The sequence below is a fragment of the Pseudomonas sp. NBRC 111119 genome, assembly GCF_001320125.1.
GTDB lineage: Bacteria > Pseudomonadota > Gammaproteobacteria > Pseudomonadales > Pseudomonadaceae > Aquipseudomonas > Aquipseudomonas parafulva.
The window spans coordinates 116,715-139,810 of sequence record NZ_BCAV01000019.1; the positions used below are offsets into that span (position 1 = coordinate 116,715).

Genomic DNA, 23,096 nt, shown 5'->3' on the forward strand with positions numbered 1-23,096 from the left:
GAGCAGGAGGATCTGTCGCCGGCGCGGCACCGCGCCCTGAGCACGGATCCCCCGAAGGCTCCCGTGCAACGGGGAACGGCTGTCTGGCCGACGTCTGAACAAGATCACTCACGCGTTGTGCTCCCTGGCCCCGGAATCGCCCGCTGGTGCTCGCGAAGAATGCGTCGCACCTCCAGGATCGCCTCCGGGGTCTCTTGCACGCTGTGGGAAAACGGGATGACCAGCTCCGATTGCGCGCCGGCAAGATGTGCGCTGCGGTATGGCACGAGGCCGTCATCGGAATCGACGAGGGCCCTGTCCGGCGTGTGGTTCGCAACGATGCTGTGGTAGCGCACGCTGGCAGAAATCGGGAGCTCGGCTGCGGCGCGGATGAAGGGGTCAGAATCCCTCAGGTTGTCGACCCCGTTGGGTAAGTAGGTCGGCAAGCTGGCTGGCGTGACCTCCTTGTCACCGATGACCTGCTGCAGTCGTACCGCCCGATTGACCACTTGTGCCGGCAACGTGATGAGTCCGGAGAGGAACCGCGAGAGCCGGTTGCCCGCGAATGGGGTCCCTCTGTGGGGCGCCGCAATGAAGATCGCGCGCGTCACGCCCGGGTATGGCTCGAAGCTCAAAAAGCCCTCGACCGCGGTTCGGAATCTCTCGAACCGCTCGCCCTCCAGTTGGCGGCCCGCCTTGACCGTATCGAGCAGCACACTGCCGGAGGACGAGACCAGCAATCGGCCCAGCACTCCGCCCATGCTGTGGCCGACGACGACAATGTCGCGCGAGGCGGCGGTGGCGCCCGAAGGATCGAAATGCTGGAAGGTCGCGGTGAGCGCGCTCCGAATCGCCGCGTGGTTGTACGCAAGAGGCGCATTGGTGGGGTAGTACACCTGCCAGACCTGGTAGCGCTGGCGCAACGCTTCATCGCCCATGATGTCATTGGCGACGTTGATCCAGGCCTCGGGACTGCTGGCCAATCCGTGCAGCATGATGATGACCCGGCGGTTGGGGTCGAAGGGCTGCATCAGATAGACATGCGGGGCGTCCAGGCTGCGGCTCCTGCCCAGGACCGTGCGCAGGGCCTGCACGGAAAACCCCGAGCGCGCCAGCCACAGACCGTAGGCGGAGGTGAAGTTGGCTGCGAGCGGCACCGAGGTGCCCTGGATCTGCAGGCCGTCGTGCCGGTAGGGGTCGTATCCGACCAGGGTGACTTCGCGAGCGCGAAGCACCTGCTCCAGCGTGCTTCCCGGAAAGGCCAGGATGGCCGTGACCGGCCGATATGGTGTCTCGCTATAGGCGTGCGCCGAAGCCGCGCGGTCCTCGTCCCCAGCACCGGTCGCCACCACGAGTTCGGCCCCGAAGCCGTCACGCCGGTAGATGCTTCGGATGCCCTGGAAGGTGAGCCGCGACGCCGGGAGCAGTTCGCTTGCACGTGGTGGGGGGCCGTTCTGGTACACGCCGGACATGTCTCCACGCAGCAGCCAATCGCCCACCTGGATGCTATCTCCGACATGCTGCCGCGCGTCGCGGTACTGCTCGAACAACAGCGCGGCCGCCTGCTGCGCCGCATAGTTGTAGTAGTCGCGAACTTGCGTCTGGCGATCCTCGAACGCCCGATCCCCCGGCAGGCGTGGGGTGAAGAACAGATAGGCGTAGGCATGGCGCGCCACCTGCAGATAGGCCCCCAACAGGCCCTCGAAGCGCTGGTGGCCGGTCACGCCTTGCCGCTCCTGGCGCATGGCTTCCTGCAACCACAGCTCCGCTGCCGTGGCGAGTTGACGTTCCATGCCAATGACATCGCTGCGCGTCAGCAACTGGGCGCAGTCGCTGACATTCTCCCGGCATCGCTCTGGCGAGATCGCAAGACTCGTGAGCACGTCGCGGGCCGAGGCGCTGAGCTTGCCGGTGGTCAGCACATCCCCGCGTCGCTGGGAGATGTAGTCCTCGGGGCTGACGGTTCCCACCTTGACACCGGCGCACCCCACACACAGCGACGCCATGACGGCCAGCAGGAGGCACCTGACGGGGCGTCTTTGCCTGCCAAGTACTCTCCTACGTGTCCGGGGCTGCGTCGCCAGTGTGTTGTGTGCCACGTCGTGTCATTCCCCTGATGTCGCAGCCGCCGTCGGCTTCTCAACCTGGGGGGCGTTGCCTACCACCTTCTGGATCGTCACGTAGCGGGTGTTCAGCCGCCCTTGGCTGGCCGTCAGGTCGCGGCGCGCCTGCAGGAAGCTGCGCTGGCTGTCGAGCACCGTGATGAAGTCGGCCGTCCCGCCGTCGTAGCGCGCCTGGGCCAGTTGATAGGCGTCTGCCGCACTGCGCACCCGGGCTTGCAATTGCTGCGCTTGCTGCTGCTCCGCGTTGTAGGCGCTAAGCGCGTCATCGATCTCCTGCCACGCCTGTAGTACCGTCTGTTGGTAGCTCACGGCCGCTTCCTGCTGCTCCAGCTCGCGCAGTTGCACCACGCTCCTGCGCCGGCCACCGTCGAACAAAGGCAGGTTCAGGCTGGGCCCGACCGACCAGGCGCGGCTGCCCCAGTCGGAGAACTCGCCACTCAGGTAGGACTCGTAACCAAAGCGCGCGCCAAGCCGGATGCTGGGGTACAGGTCCGCCCGCGCCACGCCGATGCTCGCGGTCGCCCGATGCAGCCGGGCTTCGGCGGCTCGGATGTCGGGTCGGCGCAGCGCCGCTTCCGAAGGCAAACCCAGCGCGAGATCGGGAAGCGCCGTCGTGCCGTCGCTGGCAGGGGGCGCTGCCAGCGTCTCGCGCAGCGCGCCGGGGCGCTCGCCCAGCAACAACGCGATCTGGTTGGCGCTCGCGCCTTCCTGGGCCAGCAGGCCGGGCAACTGCGCCTTGATGGCCGCAAGCTCCGCGCGTTGCTGCTCCAGGTTCAGGTGGTCGATGACGCCGCCATCCACCCGGGCCTGCAGGATGCCCAACCGATCCTCCAACGCCGTGATGTCCTCGCGCGCCAGGAGGATCTGGCGCTGCGTGGTGCGCAGTTCGAAGTAGTTGCGGGCCACATCGCTGACCAGTGTCAGCCGAGCAAGGTCCAGCAGTGCCGCCTGGCGGTCCACGTCGGCATCAGCGGCCTCGATGGAGCGCCGCACGCGCCCCCACAGGTCTACTTCCCATGATGCGTCGAAGCCGGCCTGATACAGCGTGAACGGCTCGCTCAACACATTCACCAGGCTCTCGCGATCGCCGCCGATCGCGTCGATCATGCGGGTGCCGGCACCGTACTCGCTCTGGCGCTGGCGATTGGCGCTCCCGCTGACACCTACCTCCGGCCCGCGCTGGGCGGCCGTCGTGCTGCGCTGGACGCGGGCCTGCGCAAAGTGCAGCGCGGCGGTCTGCAGGTCCGGGCTGGAAACCAAGGCCCGCTGCGTCAGGTTGTCCAGCACCGGATCGTTGAAGGCCTGCCACCAGTGCGGGGGCAGGGGCTGGTCGGCAGCGCCCAACGCGCGCAGGGAATCCTCGGCGCTGCGCCAGCTCGTCCAATCGTCCGGGGCCACGGGCGTCGGTTTCACGAAATCCGGCCCGACCGCGCAGCCGGCCAATGCCGCTGCCAGGGCCACCGCCAATGCGCAGTTCGCCAGGCCGCGGCGTGTTGGATGAGGAATGTGGCGCTGCAAATCGAACATACGGGTACCCGTGATCAAGAGAGACGGTTGCGGAACAGCCACGCCGCCAGCGGCAGCGTGATGGCGGCCAGCACGAGCAAGGGGATGAACTCCAGCGCCACGTCGCCGAAGCCCGCGCCTTCGAGATAGACGCGGCGCACGATGCTCATGCCGAACCGCAGCGGATTGACATAGGTGGCAAGCTGCAGCACTTGCGGCATGTTGCGCACCGGCGTGAGCAGGCCGGACAGCAGCATCAGCGGCATGATCAGCAAGAACGTGTAGAGCATCGCCTGCTGCATGGTCAGCGACAGGGCGGAGATCGACAGTCCGACCCCGACCGCCGCGATGGTGAAGGTGATGAGCCCGAGGTACAGCAGCCACACCGACCCGTTCATCGGGATCTCGAACCAGAACCGGATGATCAGGAAGATGACGGTGGACTGGATGAGCCCGACCAGGATCGCCGGGAGCGCCTTGCCGATCAGGATCTGCATCGGCGTGAGCGGCGTGACCAGCAACTGGTCGAACGTGCCTTGCTCGCGCTCGCGGGCCACCGACAGCGCCGATAGCAGCAGGGTCTGCATCATGCTCAATGCCGCGATCAGCGCCGGCATGAGGTTCCAGCGCGATTCCAGGTTGGGGTTGTACCAGGCGCGCCGCTCGATCGTGACGCCTTGTGCGCCGCTTCCGAGCGAGGCGTTGTAGTCGGCCACGATGGAGCCGACGTAGCCGGCGGCCGAGCCCGCGGTCGACGAATTGCGCCCGTCCAGGATGATCTGCAGAGGTGCCCGCTGTCCGGCCGCCAGGCGCGTATGGAAGTCCGAAGGAATGCTGACCACCATCAGCGCCTTGCCGGCGTCGACCTGGCCGGCGATCTGCTCGGGCGAGGTCAGCGTGGCCTCGCGTTCGAACACGCCGGTGCCGTCCAGCCGCGACAGCAGTTCGACCGACGCCGCGCTGCGGCTCTGGTCCAGCACGGCATACGGAACGTACTTGAGGTCGTAAGTCGCGCCGTAGCCGAACAGCAGGGCCTGCAGCAGCGCGGGCAGGAACAGGATGGCCCGGCTGGAGGGCTCCTTGACCAGCGCCAGGATCTCTTTTTTGACCAGGGCGCCGATCTGCGCGAGGGTGGCAATAAAGGACGTCATGGCGGTCAATCCAATGTCTTGCGCAGCGTGCGCCGCGTCGCGTAGGTCAGCACCACGGCGTATGCCGAGAGGATCAGCAGGCTGCGCACGATGGTGGGCCAGTGGTCGCCCGCTAGGAACAGCGTCTTGATCAGGCCCATGAAATGCGTGGCCGGCAACAACTGGCTGATCACCTGGATCACCACCGGCACGTTGCGCAGGTCGAACACGAAGCCCGACAGCATCATGGCGGGCATGAAGCTGGTCAGCAGCGCCATCTGGCTGGCCTGGAACTGGTTGCGCGTCTTGCCCGAGATGAACAGCCCCAGCAGCAGCGACACGGCGAGATACAGCATCGACGCCAGGACGATGATCCACAGCGAGCCGCGCATCGGCACCTCGAACAGGAACCGGGCGGCCAGCAGGCACAGCGTCAGGTCGATCGCGCCGATCGCCAGATAGGGCGTGAGCTTGGCGAGCACGAGTTCGGTCGGACGCACCGGCGTGACGAACAGCGATTCCAGCGTGCCGCGCTCCCACTCCCGGGCGATCAGCAGCGAAGTCAGGAAAGCCCCCACCAGCGTGAGCACGAGCACGATGAGGCCGGGGACCAGGTACCAGGAGCTGTTGTTGGCCTCGTTGAACCAGGTGCGCTGCACCACCTCAACGCTCGCGCCCGCTGGGGCCTTGCCGCCTGCGCGGTCTCCCTGGCGCTGCGCCCAGACGCCGATTGCACCGCTCACGTAGCCCTCGACAGCCGACGCGGTGGTCGACTCCACGCCGTTGAGCACGATCTGGATTGTCGCGTCGCCGGTCGCCAGGCGACGCGAGAAGTCCATCGGAATGCGCACGATCGCGTCGATCTCGCCGGCCCGCATGCGGGCTTCGGCCTGCGTCATGCTGGTGGTCAACGTCGGAGACAGGTAGGCGGAGCCTTGCAGGCCTGCGACGACCTCGCGTGCGGTGGGTGAGCTGTCTTCGAGCACCACCGCGATCGGCGCATTCTTCACGTCGAACGACAAGCCGTAGCCGAACAGCAGGATCAGTGCGACCGGAAGCAGCAGGCCGACGGCCAGGTTGCTCTTGTCGCGCAGCATCTGGCGCACTTCCTTGCGCAGCAGTGCGGTGAACCGCCTTGCGAAGCCGGAGGTGGTCACTTGTCCCCTCCTTGCGCGTGCCTGCTTTGGGCGCGGCCCTGTTCGACGACGGCGATGAAGGCACTGTTCATGTCGCCACCCGCTTCGCCGCCGGCTTGCTCTCGCACCTCTTGCGGCGTGCCGAGTGCCAGCATCTTGCCGGCGTCCTGGATCGCGATGCGGTCGCAGTACTCCGCCTCTTCCATGAAGTGGGTCGTGATGATGACGGTGACGCCCGACTGGGCGAGCGAGGTGATGGTGCGCCAGAACGAGCGGCGCGCCAGCGGATCGATGCCGCTGGTCGGCTCGTCCAGGAACAGGATCTCCGGCTCGTGCAGCAGGCCGGCCGCCATCGCCAGGCGCTGCTTGTAGCCACCCGGCAGTACCCCGCTCACGGCAGCGGCGTCCAACCCGAACTGTTCGATGGTCGCGGCCACCCGATCACGCATGGCAGCACCGCGCAGTCCGTAGGCGCCAGCGAAGAACTCCAGGTTCTCGCGCACGGTCAGGTTGCCGTACAGCGCGAACTTCTGCGACACATAGCCGATCCGTGCGCGCGCCTGGGCGCGTGCCGTGCGCAGGTTCAGGCTGGCCACTTCCAGGTGGCCGCTGGTGGCCGGCAGCAGACCACAAAGCATGCGGAACGTGGTGGTTTTGCCCGCGCCGTTCGGGCCGAGCAGCCCGAAGATCTCCCCGCGCGCAACCTCGAAGGATGTGCTGGCGACCGCGGTGAAATCGCCAAATTTGCGCACCAGGTCGCGCACGACGATCACCGGCTTGTCGTCGCTGCGCGCCGGCGCGACCTGCGGCGACGGCGCGGGCGCCTCGGCAGGGGCCTCCTTGTCCGCACCCTCGGCCTGCTGCTGGCGCAGCATCATCATGAACGCGTCTTCCAGGTCCTCGCTGCGCGGCCGGTGATCCAGGTCGCCGAGCAACGCATCGACGGCATCCGCCTGCGCCTCGGGCTGGCGAATGAACCACACCTCGCCGGCCTTGGGCACGGCGTCAATGATCAGCGCATCCTCATCGATCAGCCGCGCCTGCAGATCGCGCGCGGGCGTACCGGGTCGCGGTGTGGCGACGAAGGTGAGGCCGCGTGCGCGGCTGCGCAGCGCGTGCGGCGCCCCTTCGGCCAGCAACCGGCCCTCGTGCATCACGAACACCTGCGCGCAGCGCTCGGCTTCATCCATGTAGGCCGTGCTGACGATCACGCTGAGGTTCTCGTCCTCGACCAACTGCTGCACGATCTTCCACAGGTCGCGGCGCGACAGCGGATCGACGCCCACGCTGGGCTCGTCCAGCAGCAGCAAGTCCGGCGAGCGCACCAGCGTGCAGGCAAGACCGAGTTTTTGTTTCATGCCGCCCGACAGCTTGCCGGCCGGCCGTTCGGTGAAACGGGCCATGTCCGTCATTTCCAGCATGCGCCCGAAGCGCTCGCGGCGCACCTCCTGGGGCACCCCGTGCAGGTCGGCATACAGGTCCAGGTTCTCCTGCACGCTCAGGTCCTCGTACAGGCCGAATCGCTGCGGCATGTAGCTGATGCGGTCCTGGACCGACTGCGGATCCTTGGCGACGTCGCAACCCAGTACCTGCAACGATCCACCGTCGGGCGTGAGCAGTCCCGCCATCATGCGCATGAGCGTGGTCTTGCCGGCACCGTCCGGGCCGACCAGGGCGGTCAACTCGCCCGCCCTTATCGTCATCGACACGTCGTTTACCGCGCGCAACGGGCCGCCGCCCGGCGCATCGAAGGTCTTGCACAGGCCCTGAGCGTGGACCGGTGGGTGAACCGTTGCATTGCCCTCGTTCATCGCGCAGTGCCAGCCACCGCCAGATGGACCGTTGCCGGCTGCCCCAGCCGCAGCACGTCCTGAGGGTCGTCGACCAGCACTCGCACCTCGTAGACCAGGCTGGTGCGCAGTTCTTCGGTCTGCACCGATTTGGGCGTGAACTCGGCCACCGAGGAGATGTAGCCGATCTTGCCGGGGATAGGCTCGCCGGGGCGCCCATCGGCGACCACCTGTGCCTCCATGCCCGGCTTGACGCGGACCAGGTCGGGCTCGCCCACATAGGCGCGCACCCATTTGGGCTGGGTCAGCGCCAAGGCCAACACCGGACGTTGCGGCGTCGCCATGTCGCCGGGCTCCAGCAGCCGCGACCGCACCACCGCATCCGCGGGCACCTTCAACTCGCCCTGCGCGATCTGATGCTGAAGGAGCGCCAACTGTGCCTGCGCCGCTTTGAGCTGCGCCTGGGCGCCCGCGACTTCCTCCGCCCGGGGACCCAGTTCGGTCAGACGCAAGGCTTCGCGCTGCTCGGCGACCTTGGCCTGGGCGACCTGGTGATTACTCCTGGCGCGATCCAGGTCCTGAGCGCTGACGCCGCGCCCTTGGGTGTTGGCTGCGATGCCTTGCAGACGCTTGAGATCCTGCTCGGCTTGGGACGCATCCGCCTGCGCCGCGGTGACCCGACTGCGGGCCTGTGCGATCTCCTGGGGACGCGAGCCGGTCCGCAGCCGCAGCAGGGTCTGCTGCTGAACCTCGATCTGCGCCTGCGCCTGCTCCGCCTGCAGGGCCAGCGTGCGCGTGTCCAGCAGGCCCACAACCGCACCGGCCTTCACCCGGTCGCCTTCTTCGGCTCGCACTTCCGCCACGCGGCCACTGCCATCGAAGGCCAGCGAGATCTGGCGGATGTCCACATTGCCGTGCAGCACCAGCCCATCGTCACCGTCGCGCTGACTGAAGTGCCACGCAGCCCACGCCACGAGACCAACAGTGACGGCAGCGGCAAGGAGGATAAAAGGTTTCTTCATGTCAAAGGTCTCAGGAATCAGGATCGGACGGCAGAAGACTGCGGCGGGAGCGCCTTCATTAATTTGATTTTAGTTTTAAATTGGGTGAGAATGCAATCCATATCTGCTCTAGAGAGTCAAGGGATGAACAAGCCCGCACGCGGTCTTCGCTCGGATGGCGAAGCGACACGAGCCCGAATCCTGGAGGCCACAGGCGAACTATTCGCCACGACGGGCTACGCCGAAACCACCAACAAGGCCATCGCCGCCGAAGCGCGCGTGGATCTGGCCTCCATCAACTATCACTTCGGCAACCGCAGTGGTCTCTACCAGACCGTGCTGGCCGAGGCCCATCGGCGGCTGTTGGGAGTGAACGATCTGCGCGAACTGGTCGAGAGCGAGCTGGCGCCAACGTCGAAGCTGCGTTTTCTGATCGAGCAATTGGTCCAACGTGCGACCGAAGAGCCTCAAGCCTGGCACCTGCGAATCCTGGCCAGGGAAGTGCTGGCGCCGAGTTCACATCTGCAGGTGCTTTTTCAGAACGAAGCACTGCCGAAGATGGTGCTCGTCAAGCGCATGCTCAGTGAAATCACGAAGATCCCGGCTGAAGACCCCGCACTGACCAGGTGCCTGCTGAGTGTCGGCGCGCCTTGCCTGATGCTGCTGGTAGGTGGGCGCAGTTTTCCTGGACCTTTGCAGGAAGTGTTTCAGATGCCGCCAGCCACAGTTGTGGAACACCTTTTCCACTTCGCAATGGGGGGCATGCAGGCAATCGTCCAAGAATACGAGCAGGCGAAAAGCTGAGTCAGTCGTGAAGCTAACGCTAGGCTTAAACGGTAGTCCAACGAGGGATGACAGCGCAGGGAATTGGCATCTGCAACTAAAAAGGCGCTACAGATGGAGTTACGACACCTTCGATGCTTCGTTGCTTTGGCCGAGGAACTACACTTCACACGGGCTGCCGAGCGACTGCACATCGAGCAACCCCCCTTGTCCCGAGCGATTAAAGAACTGGAAGACGAGTTAGGAGTCGTTTTCTTCGACCGGGATAGACGGGGGACCCGCTTGACCCCAGCCGGTGCCGCCTTCCTGCAAGACATCCGTCGACTATTCATTATCCTCGAGCAGGCGCAAGACAACGCAAGGGCAATCGCGGCAGGTTTGCGAGGGAGTCTACGCATTGCTATATCTGACGGCGCTATTGATTCACGGCTGTCAGCTTTCCTAGCGCGTTGTCGCGCAGAGGAACCGGAGATCGAGATTCGCTTATGCGAAGTCCCCTTGGCCGAGCAGGTGCGAGGCCTGCGGGCCGGCGATTTTTCAATTGGCTTCGCACACGCTGCAGATGTCGGCGATGGCATCACTGCCCAAGCTATCTGGCACGACCCATTGGTAGTTGCCGTACCCGCCCGGCATGAGCTCCTCATCCACAAGGAGGTGCCGCTCGATGAACTCGGCAGCCATCCGCTCGTCTTGTGCGACCCACAGATATGTGAGGGCTACTGCCGAGAATTAGCACGGCTGCTTGGCCCTTTGGAAAATCGGCAGAACGTTGTCGAGCACGCAACCTCGTTAGACATGATGCTTACGCTGGTCGGCGCCGGTTATGGTGTCGGCTTCATGGCAGCCACCAAAATTCCGATTAGCCAACGACCGGACGTCGTGATTCGTCCCTTGGCCGTGGAGTCGGCGATCATCACAACTTATCTGCTTCGGCCCGACAGCGGCGATGTGCCGGCCTCACTGGAGCGGCTTATCGTTCGTCTACGCGAAGGTTTGGACGGATAGCTTCTCAGAAGTCAGCCTCAAACCTCGGCAGTAGGGGCCATATTGCGCTCCGTTGCAGCCATCAGTTTGGTGCCACTGATCCTGAGTGCCGCAGCAATCTTAAGTACCAAGCCTAAGGAGGGCAAATGCTCCCCCCGCTCGATCTTGCCCATGTGCGAACGCTCAATTCCGGCCAGTGCCGCCAGTTCCTCCTGAGCAACACCCTGATCCACACGAAACGCGCGTACGGCCTTCCCGAATGCCAGGGCTGGCTCGGCTTCATACCTGGTGGTGCCTGGGGGACGGCCTCGTTGAACAGTACGCTTCTGCATCAACAGAAGCGTCGAGCAGTCACGATAATTTAACCACGTTAAATTTAACTCACGGGTATCATACGGGGCTGTTTTCTTACTCAATTCTCTTCTTGGGGGCTCTTATGCACGACGCCACGCGTCGCCACCCCCGTCTCAGACTTGCCGTAGCACTGGGCGTACCCTCATCGCATCTTTCAGCGCTTCTCGCGCGACAACGCGCGGAAGAGCCAGACGTCGCCCTCTCGTTTTTTGAGGTTGCAGATGACGTTCTGCTTCAGGGACTTCGTGAAGGCCGCTACGACGCAGGGATGTCGCTTCAGGGGGCCAGCGACCCAGCCCTCAAGACGCAACCTTTGTGGGCCGAGAGCATGGCTGTCGCCGTGCCGCCGCGGTTGTATTCACAACTCGACAGGGCAAAGCTCACCATCGCCGATCTTCAGGACTACCCGATCTATCGCTGGCAGGCCGAGGATTGCCCTCTGCTGGACGAAAGACTGGCCTCCGTCATGCCACTGGACCAGGAGAACATCCTGCGGGTGACTTCATTCGAGATGCTGGCGCTATGGGTTGCAGCCGGCTACGGCGTCGGGGTATCCGCGCAATCGCGCATCGACCAAGGTCAGGGATGGGGGATCACCATGCGGCCGCTCTCTGACGGTCCCTATGAGATGGTGACGTATCTGCACCAGCCCCACGCGCAAGCCGACTCCATTTCGGAGCGGTTCGAGCGCAGAGCGCTGCAAATCACCGCGGCCGGCGCCACGTAACAGCGCCCCTATGGCCGGGGCCATTGACCCGACCATAGGATGATGATTGTGGGTCAGCCCCCCTCAAACACCACCGCGTTGTCCACCAGCTTACGGACGCTCTGCCGCACATCCTCGGGGATAGGCTGCAGGGCAACGGCCTCGGACTCCTCCTCATGGCGAGGATAGCCGCCCATAATGATCCGGATGATCACGGGCACATTGGTCGGCATAACCACATCAATGGCCGCGCGATCACCCAGGTCGGGGTGCGGCTGGGTCAGCATGCGGTATAGGTCCCACGAATCCGCGTGCGGGCACTGGTTCATGAGCGCCTGGGCCAGCCTGTGCTTGAGCGGCAGCAACTGCCAATCGGGAACCCGCTGCCCCCGGTTGCCCAGGCTGATGGACAGTAGCTTGCCCGCTTTCAACTCGCGGTTGATCTGGTCCTTGGACTTCCCGGCCAGCTTGCCGAACAGCGGGACCGGCAGATTGTTCGGCGACTCGTAGATGGCCAGCATTTCCGCGCGCTCGCGCTGGATGGCGGACACTTCCGGCTCCGGGGCATGCATAGGGGGTGGCGGCACCTGCGACAGTCGTCGGAACGTGCCTCCACCGTTGTTCGGGGTCACGACGATCGGTGTGGCCACTACTGGCGGCACACCAGGGATAGCGGGCTCGGCCACCGAGGGAACCGCGCCCACCGCTTCCTCCACTTCTGCCATCGCCGGCACCCCATCGATACGGATGGTCAGGTGCGCGCTCGCGGCTTCCAATTCGCCCTGTTCGAGCAAATCGAGGCGATCAGCCCAGTCCTGCATCATCCGGCGGCGCGGCTCCACGTACTTGGCGTGGTTGTAGGCCGAACTCACCTTGTTCGGATCTGAGTGCGAAAGCTGCGCGTCCACCCAAATCTTCGGGTACCCGATCTCGTTGAGTGCTGTCGAGATGGTGCCGCGGATACCGTGGCCGGTCAGGCGTCCTTCATACCCCATGAGCTGCACGGCCTTGTTGAGGGTGTTCTCGCTGATGCGCTTCTTGAGTTCGCTCCGATGCGACAGCAGGTATTTCTGCGCCGGCCGCATCACACCCAGGAGATAACGCACGATCTCGATGGCCTGCAGCGACAGAGGCACGATATAAGGTGGCACGTCCTGCGGCCGCTTGCCGGCCTTGCGCATTTCGTCCTGGAGCTGCTTAACGACCTGCGGCGGGATGATCCACAAGCCGCGGTCGAGATCGAATTGCTCAGGCTCGGCCAGCCGCAGCTCGCCCGTGCGCACCCCAGTCAGGAACAGCAGCCGGACGCCAAGCTGGGTCTGCCAGCCCCGGGGGTTGTAAAGCCGGAGCTTCTGAAGGAACTCGGGCAGCTCGGGTAGGTGCAGATAGGGGTTGTGGGCCACCGGGGGCTTGGGTTCGGCCACCACGTCCAGGTCCGCAGCCGGGTTGACTTCCAGCCCCTCGGCGATGACCAGGGCATAGCGGAACATCTGGTTGAACCAAGTGCGAACCTTCTCGGCGGTGGTGAACGCTTTGCGCTTCTCGATCGCCGCCACGACGCCCACGAGCTGGGGCCGGCGAATGTCGTAGATCGACATCTTCCCCAGGGTGGGCAGAACGTCCTTGTCGAAGATGCGCAGGATCTGCGAAAGCGTGCTTTGGCGGCCTTCCTTGAGTTCCTTGCGGCGATGCTCGACCCAGGCATCGAAGACATTCTTGAAGGTGTATTCGCCCGCCAGCTTGGCCGCGTGCCGGCGCTGGTCGCGTTCGATTTGGGGATCGATCCCCCTGGCGAGCAAGGCTTGAGCCTTATCCCGCTCGGCGCGAGCCTCGCGCAGGCTGAGGGCAGGATAGCCACCCAGGGACATGCGTTTCTGCTTGCCAAGCCAGTAGTATCGGAAGATCCACGACTTGCCGCCTGCGGCAGAGACCATCAGGCCCAAGCAGTCGTTGTCGGAGAGGGTGTAGCGCTTGCCGGTGGTCCGTGCCTGCCGGGCTGTCAGATCAGAGAGTGCCATTTCGAGGCTCCTAAGTTATGACTTAGGCCCTATGCTCGCCATGGTTCCCGCTCAGCCCCAGCAACTATCCGGTAACCGTCCCACCCGTATTCTTGTGCCTCAATTGGTCACTCAAAAATGGTAGCTGTGGGTGGATTTCCGTGGCGCTCGCTGGAATGAAAAAAGGGGCCGAAGCCCCTATTTTCAATGACTTACAGACGTCAGTAGAACTCTGTAGATCATAATTTGGAGCGGGAAACGAGACTCGAACTCGCGACCCCGACCTTGGCAAGGTCGTGCTCTACCAACTGAGCTATTCCCGCAATTTGGCGTCCCCTAGGGGACTCGAACCCCTGTTACCGCCGTGAAAGGGCGGTGTCCTAGGCCACTAGACGAAGGGGACACGCTGCTGGCATTGCTGCCTGCTTTCACTGCCTGCCGCGTTTCGCTGTGTGCTTTACGCTGCAAGTGGCGCGCATTCTATGGATGCTTCGGTGAGGCGTCAACCCCTTTGTAGAAATTTATTTAAATCAATGACTTCCGGGTTTCTACAATGCCCTTGAAGCAGGCCCTGATGCGTCTACGTTGATTTTTTGGCGTCAGGTCGGCGTTAATGTGCCAGCATGCAGTTCTGGGGCAGGCTGCCGATAAAAGGGAACCCGGTCAGGGGGCCTCGCGAGCAGCCTCGCCCCTACCCTAAGGCAACCTTTTTCATGAGGCATACACGGTGACACCACTTCTGATCACACTGCTCATCGTGGCGGGCATCGCGCTGCTGATCCTGATCGGCTACCTGAATAATGTCGTGGAGAACGGCAAGCTGGAGCGGGCCCGGATGAAGATCGAGCTGGCCGACCGCCTGCGCCGTTGCGGCGAGATCACCGAAACCTTCCCCGGCCAGTTCATGACGCCAGGGCTAAAACTGCTGCTGACCCGCCTTGAGCTCAACCTCAACCAGCGCCAACTGGGTGTGGACAAGCACAACGCCCAGCTCAAGGCCCGTATCGCCGAACTTGATGCCTTGATCGCACAGGGGGACAAGATCCCGGTCAACAACCCGCCCAACCCGATCCTGACCGAGGTCAAGGCCAAGGATGTGCGCTTTCTGCTCGAGGCACTGCACAACCAGATCACCCGCGCGGCGCAGGAAGGCTTCTTGCCCGCCCCCGAAGCCAAGCATTGGCTGAAGGAAATCCGCCACATCCTGGTGCTGCTGCATATCGAGTTCTTTAATAACCTGGGGCAACAGGCCCTGCAGAACGAACAGCCCGGCCAGGCGCGCCTGGCCTTCGAGCGCGGCGTGCAGTACCTGCGCAAGCAGCCAGAACCCAAGCTATACGAAGAACAACTGACGTACCTGGAGAAACTGCTGGCCCGGGTGAACGCCCAGGTGCTGGACCAGTTGGCGCCTGCCGAGAACGAAGAGAACGAGCTGACTGAAGGCCTGAAGACCGACGACGAGGAAACCTGGAAGAAGAAGGCCATGTACGACTGACCCCCATGCCCGCACGGGCGCTGCGCTAGCGCCCAGTACAGGCGATTGGCCGGTCAGCAGTCTGTCAATTCGAGGAAGATGGCGGCAAGGCGCTCAAGCCCCGCCTGGTCCGCTTCACTGAAACGCCCAATGGACGGGCTGTCCAGATCCAGCACCCCGATCAGGCGGCCGTCCTTGATCAGCGGGATGACCAGTTCGCTGTTGGAAGCGCTGTCACAGGCAATATGCCCCGGGAAGGCATGCACATCCTCCACCCGCTGGGTTTTACCGGTGGCCGCGGCCGCGCCGCATACCCCCTTGCTGAATGGAATGCGTACGCAGGCTACCTGCCCCTGAAACGGGCCAAGCACCAGTTCCTGGTTGCGGTTCAGATAGAAGCCGGCCCAGTTCAAGTCTTCGACCTGGTGGTAGAGAAACGCCGAAAACTGTGCGGCGTTGGCGATGAAGTCACGCTCGTCGGCAAACAGCGCCTGCACTTGCGCCGCCATCAGGGCATAGCCGTCCAGGCCAGTGCCAGTGGCTTTGAGGTCGATCATTTACTTTGCTCCAGCAATTGCAGCCCAACCCAGTAGCGGGCGAACTGATAGGCACAACGGCCATTACGGTTACCGCGGCCGGTCGCCCAGCGCACGGCGAGTATGTCGAGTTGTTCGTCACGCTGCCAGGCCAGGCCCGCAGGCCGCGCCAACTGCTCGATCCAGTGCTCGACCACATTCAGGAAGTGGTCCTGGGTAAACGGGTAGAACGACAGCCACAGGCCGAAGCGGTCAGACAGGGCAATCTTGTCCTCTACCGCTTCGCTGGGGTGCAGCTCCCCGTCCACGCGCTTCCAGTTCTCGTTGTCGCTCTCTTTTTCCGGCACCAGGTGGCGGCGGTTGGAGGTGGCGTAGAGCAGCACGTTGTCGGGTGCCTGTTCCAGCGAGCCATCGAGCACGCTTTTGAGCACCCGGTAATCGCCCTCCCCGGCCTCGAACGACAGGTCGTCACAAAACAGCACAAAGCGTTGTGGCAGCGCGTGCAGCAGTTCCACCACCCGAGGCAGATCGGCCAGGTGGTCGCGTTCGATTTCGATCAGGCGCAGGCCGGCCCCGGCGTGTTCGGCCAGCAGGGCACGCACCAGCGAAGACTTGCCAGTACCGCGCGAGCCCCACAGCAGCGCATGGTTGGCGGGCAGGCCCTGGATGAACTGATGAGTATTGCGGCCCAGTTGCTCGCGTTGCTGGTCGACGCCGATCAGGTCGCTGAGGCGGATGTCCAGGCTGACCTCAAGGGGCAGCAGGTAACCGCTGCGCCCGTCGCGCTGCCAGCGTGCGGCCAGGGTGGTAGACCAGTCGATAGCCGGGCGCTCGGCCGGCAACAGGGGTTCGAGGCGCGCCAGCACCGATTCGGCGCGGTCCAGGAAAGCGATCAAGCGGGCGTCCATGACGACTCCTGACAAAGGGGGGGACAGACCAATCAAGCCTGAATGGATGACAAGCCCACCAGCAGCCGGGGTTGATCGGCTATGCTTGCGCAGCGCAAGGCACGTAGAACCGGCTCGGGACCCATGGATATCAAGTTCACCAATCGCCTGTCATACAAGCAAGCCCGGTTGACAGTCCTGGTCGGCTTCATCCTGGGAACATTGCTCAGTCTCATCCAGATCGGCATCGATTATGCCAGTGAGGACGCGTCGATCAACCGTGAAGTGCGCGCCCTGCTGCAAATCAGCCACAACACCGCCTCGCGCATTGCCTACAACATCGATTCGGAACTGGCCCTGGAACTCACGCGCGGGCTGCTGCAGTCTCCGGCAATCATCCGTGCACGCCTGATCGACAACAACGAAACGGTGCTGGCCGACGTGGAGCGGCCGCGCCAGCAGGACCGTTACCGGCCGCTCAGCGACTTTCTGTTCGGCGAACAGCGCCAGCTGCGCGAGCGCCTGTTTCTGACCCACATGCCCGAGGAATACCTGGGCACGCTGTACCTGGACGTAGACACCTACACCTTCGGCCGGCGCTTTCTGGACCGGGCCGGCATCACTTTGCTGACCGGCTTTGCCCGTAGCCTGGTACTGACGGGCATTCTGCTGGCGCTGTTCTACATGATGCTGACCAAGCCCCTGGTCACGGTGATTGCTGCGCTCAGCGGCAGCGACCCGCGCAAGCCAAGGCAAACCCGTGTGCAGTGCCCACCCGGCCACGAGCACGACGAGATCGGTGTGCTGGTGAAAGTGGCCAACCAGCAATTCGTCAGCATGGCGACGGAAATCGAACAGCGGCGCACTGCCGAAAACCGCCTTACGCAATACCTGAACGAGCTGGAAGACATCGTCTCGGCACGCACCGACGAGCTCAAGGCCAGCAACAGCAGCCTGAGCCTGTCCAACCAGGAGCTGGAACAGGCGCGCCGCCGGGCACTGGACATGGCGCAGGCACGCGCGGCGTTTCTGGCCAACATGAGCCACGAGATCCGCACCCCGCTCAATGGCATGCTCGGCATGATTGCCCTGGCCCTGGATAACCCTTCCCCGGATGAACAGCGCCAGCAACTGGCCATCGCCCACGACTCCGGTAAAGTACTGGTGGAGCTGCTCAACGATATCCTCGACCTGTCCAAGTTCGACGCCGGGCAATTAGAGCTGGAGCGCATCGCCTTCGACCTGGCTTCCATGGTTGAGGACACGGCCAGCCTGTTGTCGCAGAACACTGCGCAAAGCGTAGAACTGACCTGCCTGATCGCCCGCGACTTCCCGGCCAGCGTGCTGGGCGACCCTACACGGGTAAGGCAGATCGTCAGCAACCTGTTGTCCAACGCACTCAAGTTCACCCGCTTCGGCCGCGTGGACGTGCACCTGGTGACCATCGTCGGCGGTGTACGCCTGGAAGTACGTGACACCGGCATCGGTATCCCCGAAGAGGCTCAGGCGCGGATTTTCCAGCCCTTCACCCAGGCCGGTGCCGGCATTACCCGCCAGTACGGCGGCACAGGCCTGGGGCTGGCACTGACACGCAACCTGTGCAAAGCCATGCATGGCCACCTGCATATCAAGTCCGAGCCGGGTTTTGGCAGCCGCTTTACCGCGGAACTGCCCTTGGTCGAATATGCCAGTGCCATCCAGCCGGCAGCTCTACACGGCAACGTGGCGGCACTCAGCGCGAGTGGCAGCGGGCTGCACGAACTGCTCGAGGGCCTGTTGCCCGGCTGGGGGCTGAGCTATCAACGGCATGACGATGCCGCCACCCTGCCAGGCAACATCGACCTGCTGATCGTCGACGACGTGCAGGCACTGGCTGCAGTGCGCAAGGCCATGCCAACCCCGATCCTGCTGGTGACCGCCTACGGCAACTTTCTACCCGGCGAGCAGGCCATTGCCCTCACCCCCCTGCACCAGTTGGCACGGCCACTGGCGCGGGCGGCGCTCTACCAGACCCTGCGCCGCATCCTGCAGGGGCAGGAGGCCGAGCACCCCCTGGCCAGCCCCGCCGCCACTCCGGCGCAAGGCCGGGCGCGCATCCTGTTGGTAGAGGACAACCCGGTCAACCAACTGGTGGCCAAGGGCATGCTGGCCAAGCTGGGCTGCCAGGTGCAACTGGCCACCCAAGGCGCCGAGGCGCTGACCCTGCTGGAACAGCAAGCCTTCGACCTGGTATTGATGGACTGCAACATGCCGGTGATGGATGGCTACGAGGCCACCCGCCACATTCGCCAGAGCGGACGCTGGCCCAACCTGCCGATCATTGCGCTTACCGCCAACGCCATGCCCGAAGAGCGCGAGCGTTGCCGTGCAGCGGGCATGGACGACTACCTGGCCAAGCCGTTCCGCCGCGAAGACTTGCAGGCACTGATCGACCAGTGGGTACCGCTCAACGGCTGAGCAGGCGTTCGATATCGGCTTCGAGCGCCTGAGGCTTGGTGGTGGGTGCATAACGCACCACCTGGCCCGTGGCCGGGTCCACCAGAAACTTGGTGAAGTTCCACTTGATCTTCTGGCTGCCCAAAATGCCAGGGGCACGCTGCTTGAGTTCGACGAACAGCGGGTGGGTGCCGGGGCCGTTGACCTCGACCTTGCGAAACAGCGGGAAGCTCACGCCAAAGTTGCGCTCGCAAAACTGCGCGATGTCCCGCGCCTCGCCTGGCTCCTGCTTGCCAAACTGGTTGCAGGGAAAGCCCAGTACCACCAGCCCACGGTCGCGATAGGCCTGCCACAGCTGCTCCAGGCCTTTGTATTGCGGGGTAAAGCCGCACTGGCTGGCGGTATTGACCACCAGCAGCGCTTTGCCAGGGAAGTCGCCCAGCTGCTTGTGCTCGCCGCCCAGAGTCACACAGGGAATGTCCAGCTTCAAAGCTGCCATGATCGGGGCTCCGTTCAGTCGCGGGGGCGCAGGTCGATGCACACCGAGTTGATGCAGTAGCGCAGGCCGGTAGGTGCCGGGCCATCGGGGAACACATGGCCCAGGTGCGCATCACAGCGGGCACAGGTGACCTCGGTACGGATCATGCCGTGGGACGTGTCGCGAATTTCGATCATGGCGCTGTCTTCTATCGGCGCGTAGAAACTAGGCCAGCCACAACCGGAATCGAATTTGGTCTGCGCGTCGAACAGCGCCAGCCCGCAGCAGATGCAGTGGTAGATGCCATCGCGGCGCTCGCTGTTGTACTTGCCGCTGAAGGGCCGCTCGGTGCCCTTGAGCCGGCACACCTGGTATTGCTCGGGGTCGAGCATCGAGCGCCATTGTTCCAGGGTTTTCTCGATCTTTTGCATGGGGGTACCTCGGCAGGCTTAATTTCACCGTACGCCGTCTTTTCCGGGGCGCGGGTGGCACGTATATTAGTTGGCTTCGTGTGCCAGGCGTTCAGTCTGGCACCCGCTTTGTGCCCTTACAAACCTTTCGGCAGGGCGTAGCGCGTTTTCTCAATCGGGATTCCATCATGCAGTTCAGCAAATCGAACAAGCTCGCCAATGTCTGCTACGACATTCGCGGCCCAGTGCTCAAGCACGCCAAGCGCCTGGAAGAGGAAGGCCACCGCATCCTCAAGCTGAACATCGGCAACCCGGCGCCGTTTGGCTTCGAAGCGCCGGATGAAATCCTTCAGGACGTGATCCGCAACCTGCCCACTGCCCAGGGCTACAGCGATTCCAAGGGCCTGTTCAGTGCCCGCAAGGCGGTGATGCAGTACTGCCAGCAAAAGGGCATCGAAGGCGTCGGCATCGAAGACATCTACCTGGGCAACGGCGTGTCCGAACTCATCGTCATGTCGATGCAGGCCTTGCTCAACAACGGTGACGAGGTGCTGATCCCGGCGCCCGACTACCCGCTGTGGACCGCAGCCGTGAGCCTGGCAGGCGGCAAGCCGGTGCACTACCTGTGCGACGAGCAGGCTGACTGGTTCCCCGACCTTGCCGACATCACGGCCAAGATCACCCCGAACACCAAGGCACTGGTCATCATCAACCCCAACAACCCCACGGGCGCGGTGTATTCCACCGAGCTGCTGCGCGGCATGCTGGAGCTGGCACGCCAGCACAACCTGGTGGTGTTCTCGGACGAGATCTACGACAAGATCCTCTATGACGAAGCGGTGCACATCAGCACCGCTTCGTTGGCCCCCGACCTGCTGTGCCTCACCTTCAACGGGTTGTCCAAGTCGTACCGGGTGGCGGGTTTCCGTTCTGGCTGGTTGATCATCTCGGGCCCCAAACACAATGCCCAGAGCTACATCGAAGGCATCGACATGCTGGCCAACATGCGCCTGTGTGCCAACGTGCCAGCCCAGCATGCCATCCAGACTGCGCTGGGCGGTTACCAGAGCATCAACGACCTGGTGTTACCGCCGGGGCGCCTGCTGGAGCAGCGTAACCGGACCTACGAGCTGCTCAACGACATCCCCGGGGTGAGCTGCGTGAAGCCGATGGGCGCGCTGTACGCCTTCCCGCGCATCGACCCCAAGGTCTGCCCGATCTTCAACGACGAGAAGTTCGTGCTGGACCTGCTGCTGGCTGAAAAACTGCTGATCGTGCAGGGCACTGCTTTCAACTGGCCGTGGCCAGACCACTTCCGCGTGGTGACGCTGCCACGGGTAGATGACCTGGAAGCGGCGATTGGGCGGATCGGGAATTTCCTCAAGGGGTATTCGCAGTAGGGTGTGACGGTTTTTTGGGGGTGGCGCGTGGATGGCGCGCCGCGCTCGACCTCGACCTCACAGCAGCGCCTCAGACAGGCAATGTTTCTTACATCCTGCAACGCTCTATCCCACAGCCACCACCCCCGCCTCTGCCATACTCCGCCATACACAGTTTGAAATAGTCCGCCGATTGAATCGGAACGGCAGGCCCCTTATATACCCCGCAGTAAGCGACAATTCATCCGTCAGGAGAACGTAACAACCATGATGCGCATTCTGTTGTTTGTGGCCACCAACCTTGCGGTGGTGCTGGTTGCAAGCATTACTCTGAGCCTGTTCGGTTTCAACGGGTTCATGGCCGCCAACGGGGTTGACCTGAACCTCAGCAGCTTGCTGGTGTTCTGTGCAGTCTTCGGCTTTGCCGGCTCCCTCGTTTCGCTGTTCATCTCCAAGTGGATGGCGAAGATGTCGACCGGCACGCAAATCATCAGCCAGCCGCGCACCCGTCACGAGCAGTGGCTGCTGCAAACGGTCGAAGAGCTGTCCCGCGAGGCCGGTATCAAGATGCCCGAGGTGGGTATCTTCCCGGCCTACGAGGCCAACGCTTTCGCCACCGGCTGGAACCGTAACGATGCCCTGGTGGCCGTGTCCCAAGGTTTGCTGGAGCGTTTCTCGCCTGATGAAGTGCGCGCCGTACTGGCCCACGAAATAGGCCACGTCGCCAACGGCGACATGGTCACACTGGCACTGGTGCAGGGCGTGGTGAACACCTTCGTGATGTTCTTCGCCCGTATCATCGGCAACTTCGTCGACAAGGTGATCTTCAAGAACGAAGAGGGCCAGGGCATCGCCTACTACGTGGCCACTATCGTTGCGGAGCTGGTGCTGGGCATCCTGGCCAGCATCATCGTGATGTGGTTCTCGCGCCGTCGCGAGTACCGTGCTGACGAAGCCGGTGCGAGCCTGGCCGGCACTTCTGCAATGATCGGCGCGCTGCAGCGCCTGCGTGTGGAGCAAGGCCTGCCGGTGCACATGCCCGATACCATGAAGGCCTTCGGCATCAATGGCGGCCTCAAACAAGGCCTGGCCGGGTTGCTGATGAGCCACCCACCCCTGGAAGACCGCATCGACGCCCTGCGCCGTCGCGGCTGATCCAGCGGCCAATGCATAAAGGGCGACTACGGTCGCCCTTTTTGTTGCGCCAGTGCCGGCCCATTCGTCCACCCTGTGGGAGCGGGTTCACCCGCGAATGGGCCGGCACAGGCAACCCTGCATTACCTCCTGACCTTGTACACCCGCTCAAGCAGACTCGACACCCCGGCCTGCTGAAACTTGAGGCTCCCCTCAATCACCTCAGCCTGTTCCAACGCTTCCACCTGCCAGCCAGCAAACCCCTGCCGCAACTCGTCATCCCCCACCGAGAACGGTGGGCCGCCCAGCAACGACTGGTCGTAATCCAAGGTCACGACCAAGCCACGACAGCTTTCCGGCAACAGCGCCGAAAGCGCCTGCAGGTAGGCCGTGCGCATGGCAACCGGCAGGGCAATCAGTGCGGCGCGATCATAAAATGCTGCACAGTCCCGAACGTCCTGGGCCTGCAGCGCAAAGAAATCCCCGCACCACAACTCGATCCCTGCATTGCTCCACACTTCAAAGCCATTGTGCTGCCGCACCTGCGGCTGCAGCCCATGCTCGTCAAAAAATGCCTGCACTGCCTGGCGTGACAGCTCCACGCCCATCACCTCATGGCCCTGCCCTGCCAACCAGGCAAGGTCGAGGCTCTTGCCACACAGCGGTACCAGTACACGGCTACCGGGCCTTAACTGCAGGCCCGGCCAGAACGCCTGCAAGTACGGGTTCACCTGCGCTTGGTGAAAGCCGATCTGATTGTTCGCCCAGCGTTGCTGCCAGAAAGCTGGCTCCATGATCACTCCCAGTTTTTAGATGGTTTACCGGTAAAACTTGGTTTGGAATTCGATCTGAAGTTGGTCGAAGATGATCGCA

At 63.5% G+C, this 23,096-nt stretch carries 20 protein-coding genes and 2 tRNA genes; 7 read left to right on the plus strand and 15 right to left on the minus strand.

Features of this window, described 5'->3' with window-relative positions; genetic code table 11:
* Window positions 1-104 precede the first annotated feature (104 nt).
* From APH25_RS07990 to APH25_RS08015, 6 genes are all read right to left on the minus strand, one after another.
* A complete protein-coding gene (locus APH25_RS07990; RefSeq protein WP_235440670.1) occupies window positions 105-1,949 on the minus strand; it encodes a triacylglycerol lipase in 1,845 nt (614 codons plus the stop codon).
* 135 nt (window positions 1,950-2,084) lie between these two features.
* Window positions 2,085-3,629: an efflux transporter outer membrane subunit gene (locus APH25_RS07995; protein ID WP_050159454.1), complete on the minus strand. Its 1,545-nt coding sequence runs from the start codon at window positions 3,627-3,629 to the stop codon at window positions 2,085-2,087.
* A gap of 14 nt (window positions 3,630-3,643) precedes the next feature.
* On the minus strand, window positions 3,644-4,759 hold the full coding sequence (locus APH25_RS08000) for an ABC transporter permease (RefSeq protein WP_034033026.1): 1,116 nt from the start codon (window positions 4,757-4,759) through the stop codon (window positions 3,644-3,646).
* Window positions 4,760-4,764: 5 nt separating this feature from the next.
* The gene (locus APH25_RS08005; protein ID WP_034033027.1) at window positions 4,765-5,895 is read right to left on the minus strand and encodes an ABC transporter permease; all 1,131 of its coding nucleotides are present in this window, start codon (window positions 5,893-5,895) and stop codon (window positions 4,765-4,767) included.
* Complete coding sequence (locus APH25_RS08010; protein WP_034033029.1) at window positions 5,892-7,685, minus strand: ATP-binding cassette domain-containing protein; 1,794 nt, start codon at window positions 7,683-7,685, stop codon at window positions 5,892-5,894. Before APH25_RS08010 ends, APH25_RS08005 begins: the two co-directional genes overlap by 4 nt.
* A complete protein-coding gene (locus APH25_RS08015; RefSeq protein WP_034033031.1) occupies window positions 7,682-8,686 on the minus strand; it encodes an HlyD family efflux transporter periplasmic adaptor subunit in 1,005 nt (334 codons plus the stop codon). The genes APH25_RS08010 and APH25_RS08015 overlap by 4 nt, the downstream gene beginning before the upstream one ends.
* A gap of 123 nt (window positions 8,687-8,809) precedes the next feature.
* Here APH25_RS08015 and APH25_RS08020 point away from each other — a divergent pair, with 123 nt between their 5' ends.
* Both APH25_RS08020 and APH25_RS08025 read left to right on the plus strand, forming a co-directional pair.
* A complete protein-coding gene (locus APH25_RS08020) occupies window positions 8,810-9,469 on the plus strand; it encodes a TetR/AcrR family transcriptional regulator (protein ID WP_050159456.1) in 660 nt (219 codons plus the stop codon).
* Window positions 9,470-9,562: 93 nt separating this feature from the next.
* Window positions 9,563-10,453 (plus strand): LysR family transcriptional regulator, encoded by an 891-nt coding sequence (locus APH25_RS08025; protein ID WP_034033034.1) that lies wholly within the window; start codon window positions 9,563-9,565, stop codon window positions 10,451-10,453.
* A 17-nt stretch (window positions 10,454-10,470) separates the two neighbouring features.
* On the opposite strand, the gene APH25_RS24895 is transcribed toward APH25_RS08025, so the two are convergent.
* On the minus strand, window positions 10,471-10,764 hold the full coding sequence (locus APH25_RS24895) for a helix-turn-helix domain-containing protein (RefSeq protein ID WP_034033038.1): 294 nt from the start codon (window positions 10,762-10,764) through the stop codon (window positions 10,471-10,473).
* Window positions 10,765-10,868: 104 nt separating this feature from the next.
* On the opposite strand from APH25_RS24895, the gene APH25_RS08035 reads away from it, so the two are divergent.
* Window positions 10,869-11,513, plus strand: coding sequence for a substrate-binding domain-containing protein (locus APH25_RS08035; RefSeq protein ID WP_034033039.1), 645 nt, complete (start codon window positions 10,869-10,871; stop codon window positions 11,511-11,513).
* A gap of 53 nt (window positions 11,514-11,566) precedes the next feature.
* On the opposite strand, the gene APH25_RS08040 is transcribed toward APH25_RS08035, so the two are convergent.
* The 3 genes from APH25_RS08040 to APH25_RS08050 all read right to left on the minus strand — a co-directional run bounded on the left by APH25_RS08040 (window position 11,567) and on the right by APH25_RS08050 (window position 13,892).
* Entirely contained in the window at window positions 11,567-13,510 is a 1,944-nt protein-coding gene (locus APH25_RS08040; RefSeq protein WP_034033041.1) for an integrase arm-type DNA-binding domain-containing protein, read from the minus strand.
* Window positions 13,511-13,736: 226 nt separating this feature from the next.
* Window positions 13,737-13,812 (minus strand) — tRNA-Gly (locus APH25_RS08045).
* Between the two features lie 4 nt (window positions 13,813-13,816).
* Window positions 13,817-13,892: transfer RNA gene (locus tag APH25_RS08050), tRNA-Glu, on the minus strand.
* 324 nt (window positions 13,893-14,216) lie between these two features.
* On the opposite strand from APH25_RS08050, the gene APH25_RS08055 reads away from it, so the two are divergent.
* Complete coding sequence (locus tag APH25_RS08055) at window positions 14,217-14,984, plus strand: hypothetical protein (protein ID WP_028634787.1); 768 nt, start codon at window positions 14,217-14,219, stop codon at window positions 14,982-14,984.
* 53 nt (window positions 14,985-15,037) lie between these two features.
* Here the strand turns inward: APH25_RS08055 and APH25_RS08060 are convergent, their stop codons facing one another.
* Window positions 15,038-15,520: a GAF domain-containing protein gene (locus APH25_RS08060; RefSeq protein ID WP_028634786.1), complete on the minus strand. Its 483-nt coding sequence runs from the start codon at window positions 15,518-15,520 to the stop codon at window positions 15,038-15,040.
* Window positions 15,517-16,407, minus strand: a complete 891-nt coding sequence (locus APH25_RS08065) for an ATP-binding protein (protein ID WP_028634785.1) — start codon at window positions 16,405-16,407, stop codon at window positions 15,517-15,519. Before APH25_RS08065 ends, APH25_RS08060 begins: the two co-directional genes overlap by 4 nt.
* An 81-nt stretch (window positions 16,408-16,488) precedes the next feature.
* On the opposite strand from APH25_RS08065, the gene APH25_RS08070 reads away from it, so the two are divergent.
* Entirely contained in the window at window positions 16,489-18,843 is a 2,355-nt protein-coding gene (locus tag APH25_RS08070; RefSeq protein ID WP_060481553.1) for a response regulator, read from the plus strand.
* On the opposite strand, the gene APH25_RS08075 is transcribed toward APH25_RS08070, so the two are convergent.
* A complete protein-coding gene (locus tag APH25_RS08075; protein WP_060481554.1) occupies window positions 18,833-19,321 on the minus strand; it encodes a glutathione peroxidase in 489 nt (162 codons plus the stop codon). The two genes, APH25_RS08070 and APH25_RS08075, sit on opposite strands and share 11 nt — an antisense overlap.
* Before the next feature lie 14 nt (window positions 19,322-19,335).
* Window positions 19,336-19,731, minus strand: a complete 396-nt coding sequence (gene msrB, locus APH25_RS08080) for a peptide-methionine (R)-S-oxide reductase MsrB (RefSeq protein ID WP_028634782.1) — start codon at window positions 19,729-19,731, stop codon at window positions 19,336-19,338.
* A 167-nt stretch (window positions 19,732-19,898) separates the two neighbouring features.
* On the opposite strand from msrB, the gene APH25_RS08085 reads away from it, so the two are divergent.
* Both APH25_RS08085 and htpX read left to right on the plus strand, forming a co-directional pair.
* Window positions 19,899-21,110 (plus strand): pyridoxal phosphate-dependent aminotransferase, encoded by a 1,212-nt coding sequence (locus APH25_RS08085; RefSeq protein ID WP_060481555.1) that lies wholly within the window; start codon window positions 19,899-19,901, stop codon window positions 21,108-21,110.
* Window positions 21,111-21,356: 246 nt separating this feature from the next.
* Window positions 21,357-22,244: a protease HtpX gene (htpX, locus tag APH25_RS08090; RefSeq protein ID WP_060481556.1), complete on the plus strand. Its 888-nt coding sequence runs from the start codon at window positions 21,357-21,359 to the stop codon at window positions 22,242-22,244.
* A 122-nt stretch (window positions 22,245-22,366) separates the two neighbouring features.
* Here the strand turns inward: htpX and APH25_RS08095 are convergent, their stop codons facing one another.
* On the minus strand, window positions 22,367-23,017 hold the full coding sequence (locus tag APH25_RS08095; protein WP_060481557.1) for a thiopurine S-methyltransferase: 651 nt from the start codon (window positions 23,015-23,017) through the stop codon (window positions 22,367-22,369).
* Window positions 23,018-23,096: the final 79 nt, after the last annotated feature.

Excerpts from the sequence above, each read along its gene's own strand:
- APH25_RS08060 (WP_028634786.1), bottom strand. The coding sequence starts at position 15,520 with ATGATCGACCTCAAAGCCACTGGCACTGGCCTGGACGGCTATGCCCTG.
- APH25_RS08075 (WP_060481554.1), bottom strand. The coding sequence starts at position 19,321 with ATGGCAGCTTTGAAGCTGGACATTCCCTGTGTGACTCTGGGCGGCGAG.
- APH25_RS08000 (WP_034033026.1), bottom strand. The coding sequence starts at position 4,759 with ATGACGTCCTTTATTGCCACCCTCGCGCAGATCGGCGCCCTGGTCAAA.
- APH25_RS08070 (WP_060481553.1), top strand. The coding sequence starts at position 16,489 with ATGCTTGCGCAGCGCAAGGCACGTAGAACCGGCTCGGGACCCATGGAT.
- APH25_RS08015 (WP_034033031.1), bottom strand. The coding sequence starts at position 8,686 with ATGAAGAAACCTTTTATCCTCCTTGCCGCTGCCGTCACTGTTGGTCTC.
- APH25_RS24895 (WP_034033038.1), bottom strand. The coding sequence starts at position 10,764 with ATGCAGAAGCGTACTGTTCAACGAGGCCGTCCCCCAGGCACCACCAGG.
- APH25_RS08065 (WP_028634785.1), bottom strand. The coding sequence starts at position 16,407 with ATGGACGCCCGCTTGATCGCTTTCCTGGACCGCGCCGAATCGGTGCTG.
- htpX (WP_060481556.1), top strand. The coding sequence starts at position 21,357 with ATGATGCGCATTCTGTTGTTTGTGGCCACCAACCTTGCGGTGGTGCTG.
- APH25_RS08040 (WP_034033041.1), bottom strand. The coding sequence starts at position 13,510 with ATGGCACTCTCTGATCTGACAGCCCGGCAGGCACGGACCACCGGCAAG.
- APH25_RS07995 (WP_050159454.1), bottom strand. The coding sequence starts at position 3,629 with ATGTTCGATTTGCAGCGCCACATTCCTCATCCAACACGCCGCGGCCTG.
- APH25_RS08035 (WP_034033039.1), top strand. The coding sequence starts at position 10,869 with ATGCACGACGCCACGCGTCGCCACCCCCGTCTCAGACTTGCCGTAGCA.
- APH25_RS08095 (WP_060481557.1), bottom strand. The coding sequence starts at position 23,017 with ATGGAGCCAGCTTTCTGGCAGCAACGCTGGGCGAACAATCAGATCGGC.
- APH25_RS08085 (WP_060481555.1), top strand. The coding sequence starts at position 19,899 with ATGCAGTTCAGCAAATCGAACAAGCTCGCCAATGTCTGCTACGACATT.
- APH25_RS08020 (WP_050159456.1), top strand. The coding sequence starts at position 8,810 with ATGAACAAGCCCGCACGCGGTCTTCGCTCGGATGGCGAAGCGACACGA.
- APH25_RS08010 (WP_034033029.1), bottom strand. The coding sequence starts at position 7,685 with ATGAACGAGGGCAATGCAACGGTTCACCCACCGGTCCACGCTCAGGGC.
- APH25_RS08025 (WP_034033034.1), top strand. The coding sequence starts at position 9,563 with ATGGAGTTACGACACCTTCGATGCTTCGTTGCTTTGGCCGAGGAACTA.
- msrB (WP_028634782.1), bottom strand. The coding sequence starts at position 19,731 with ATGCAAAAGATCGAGAAAACCCTGGAACAATGGCGCTCGATGCTCGAC.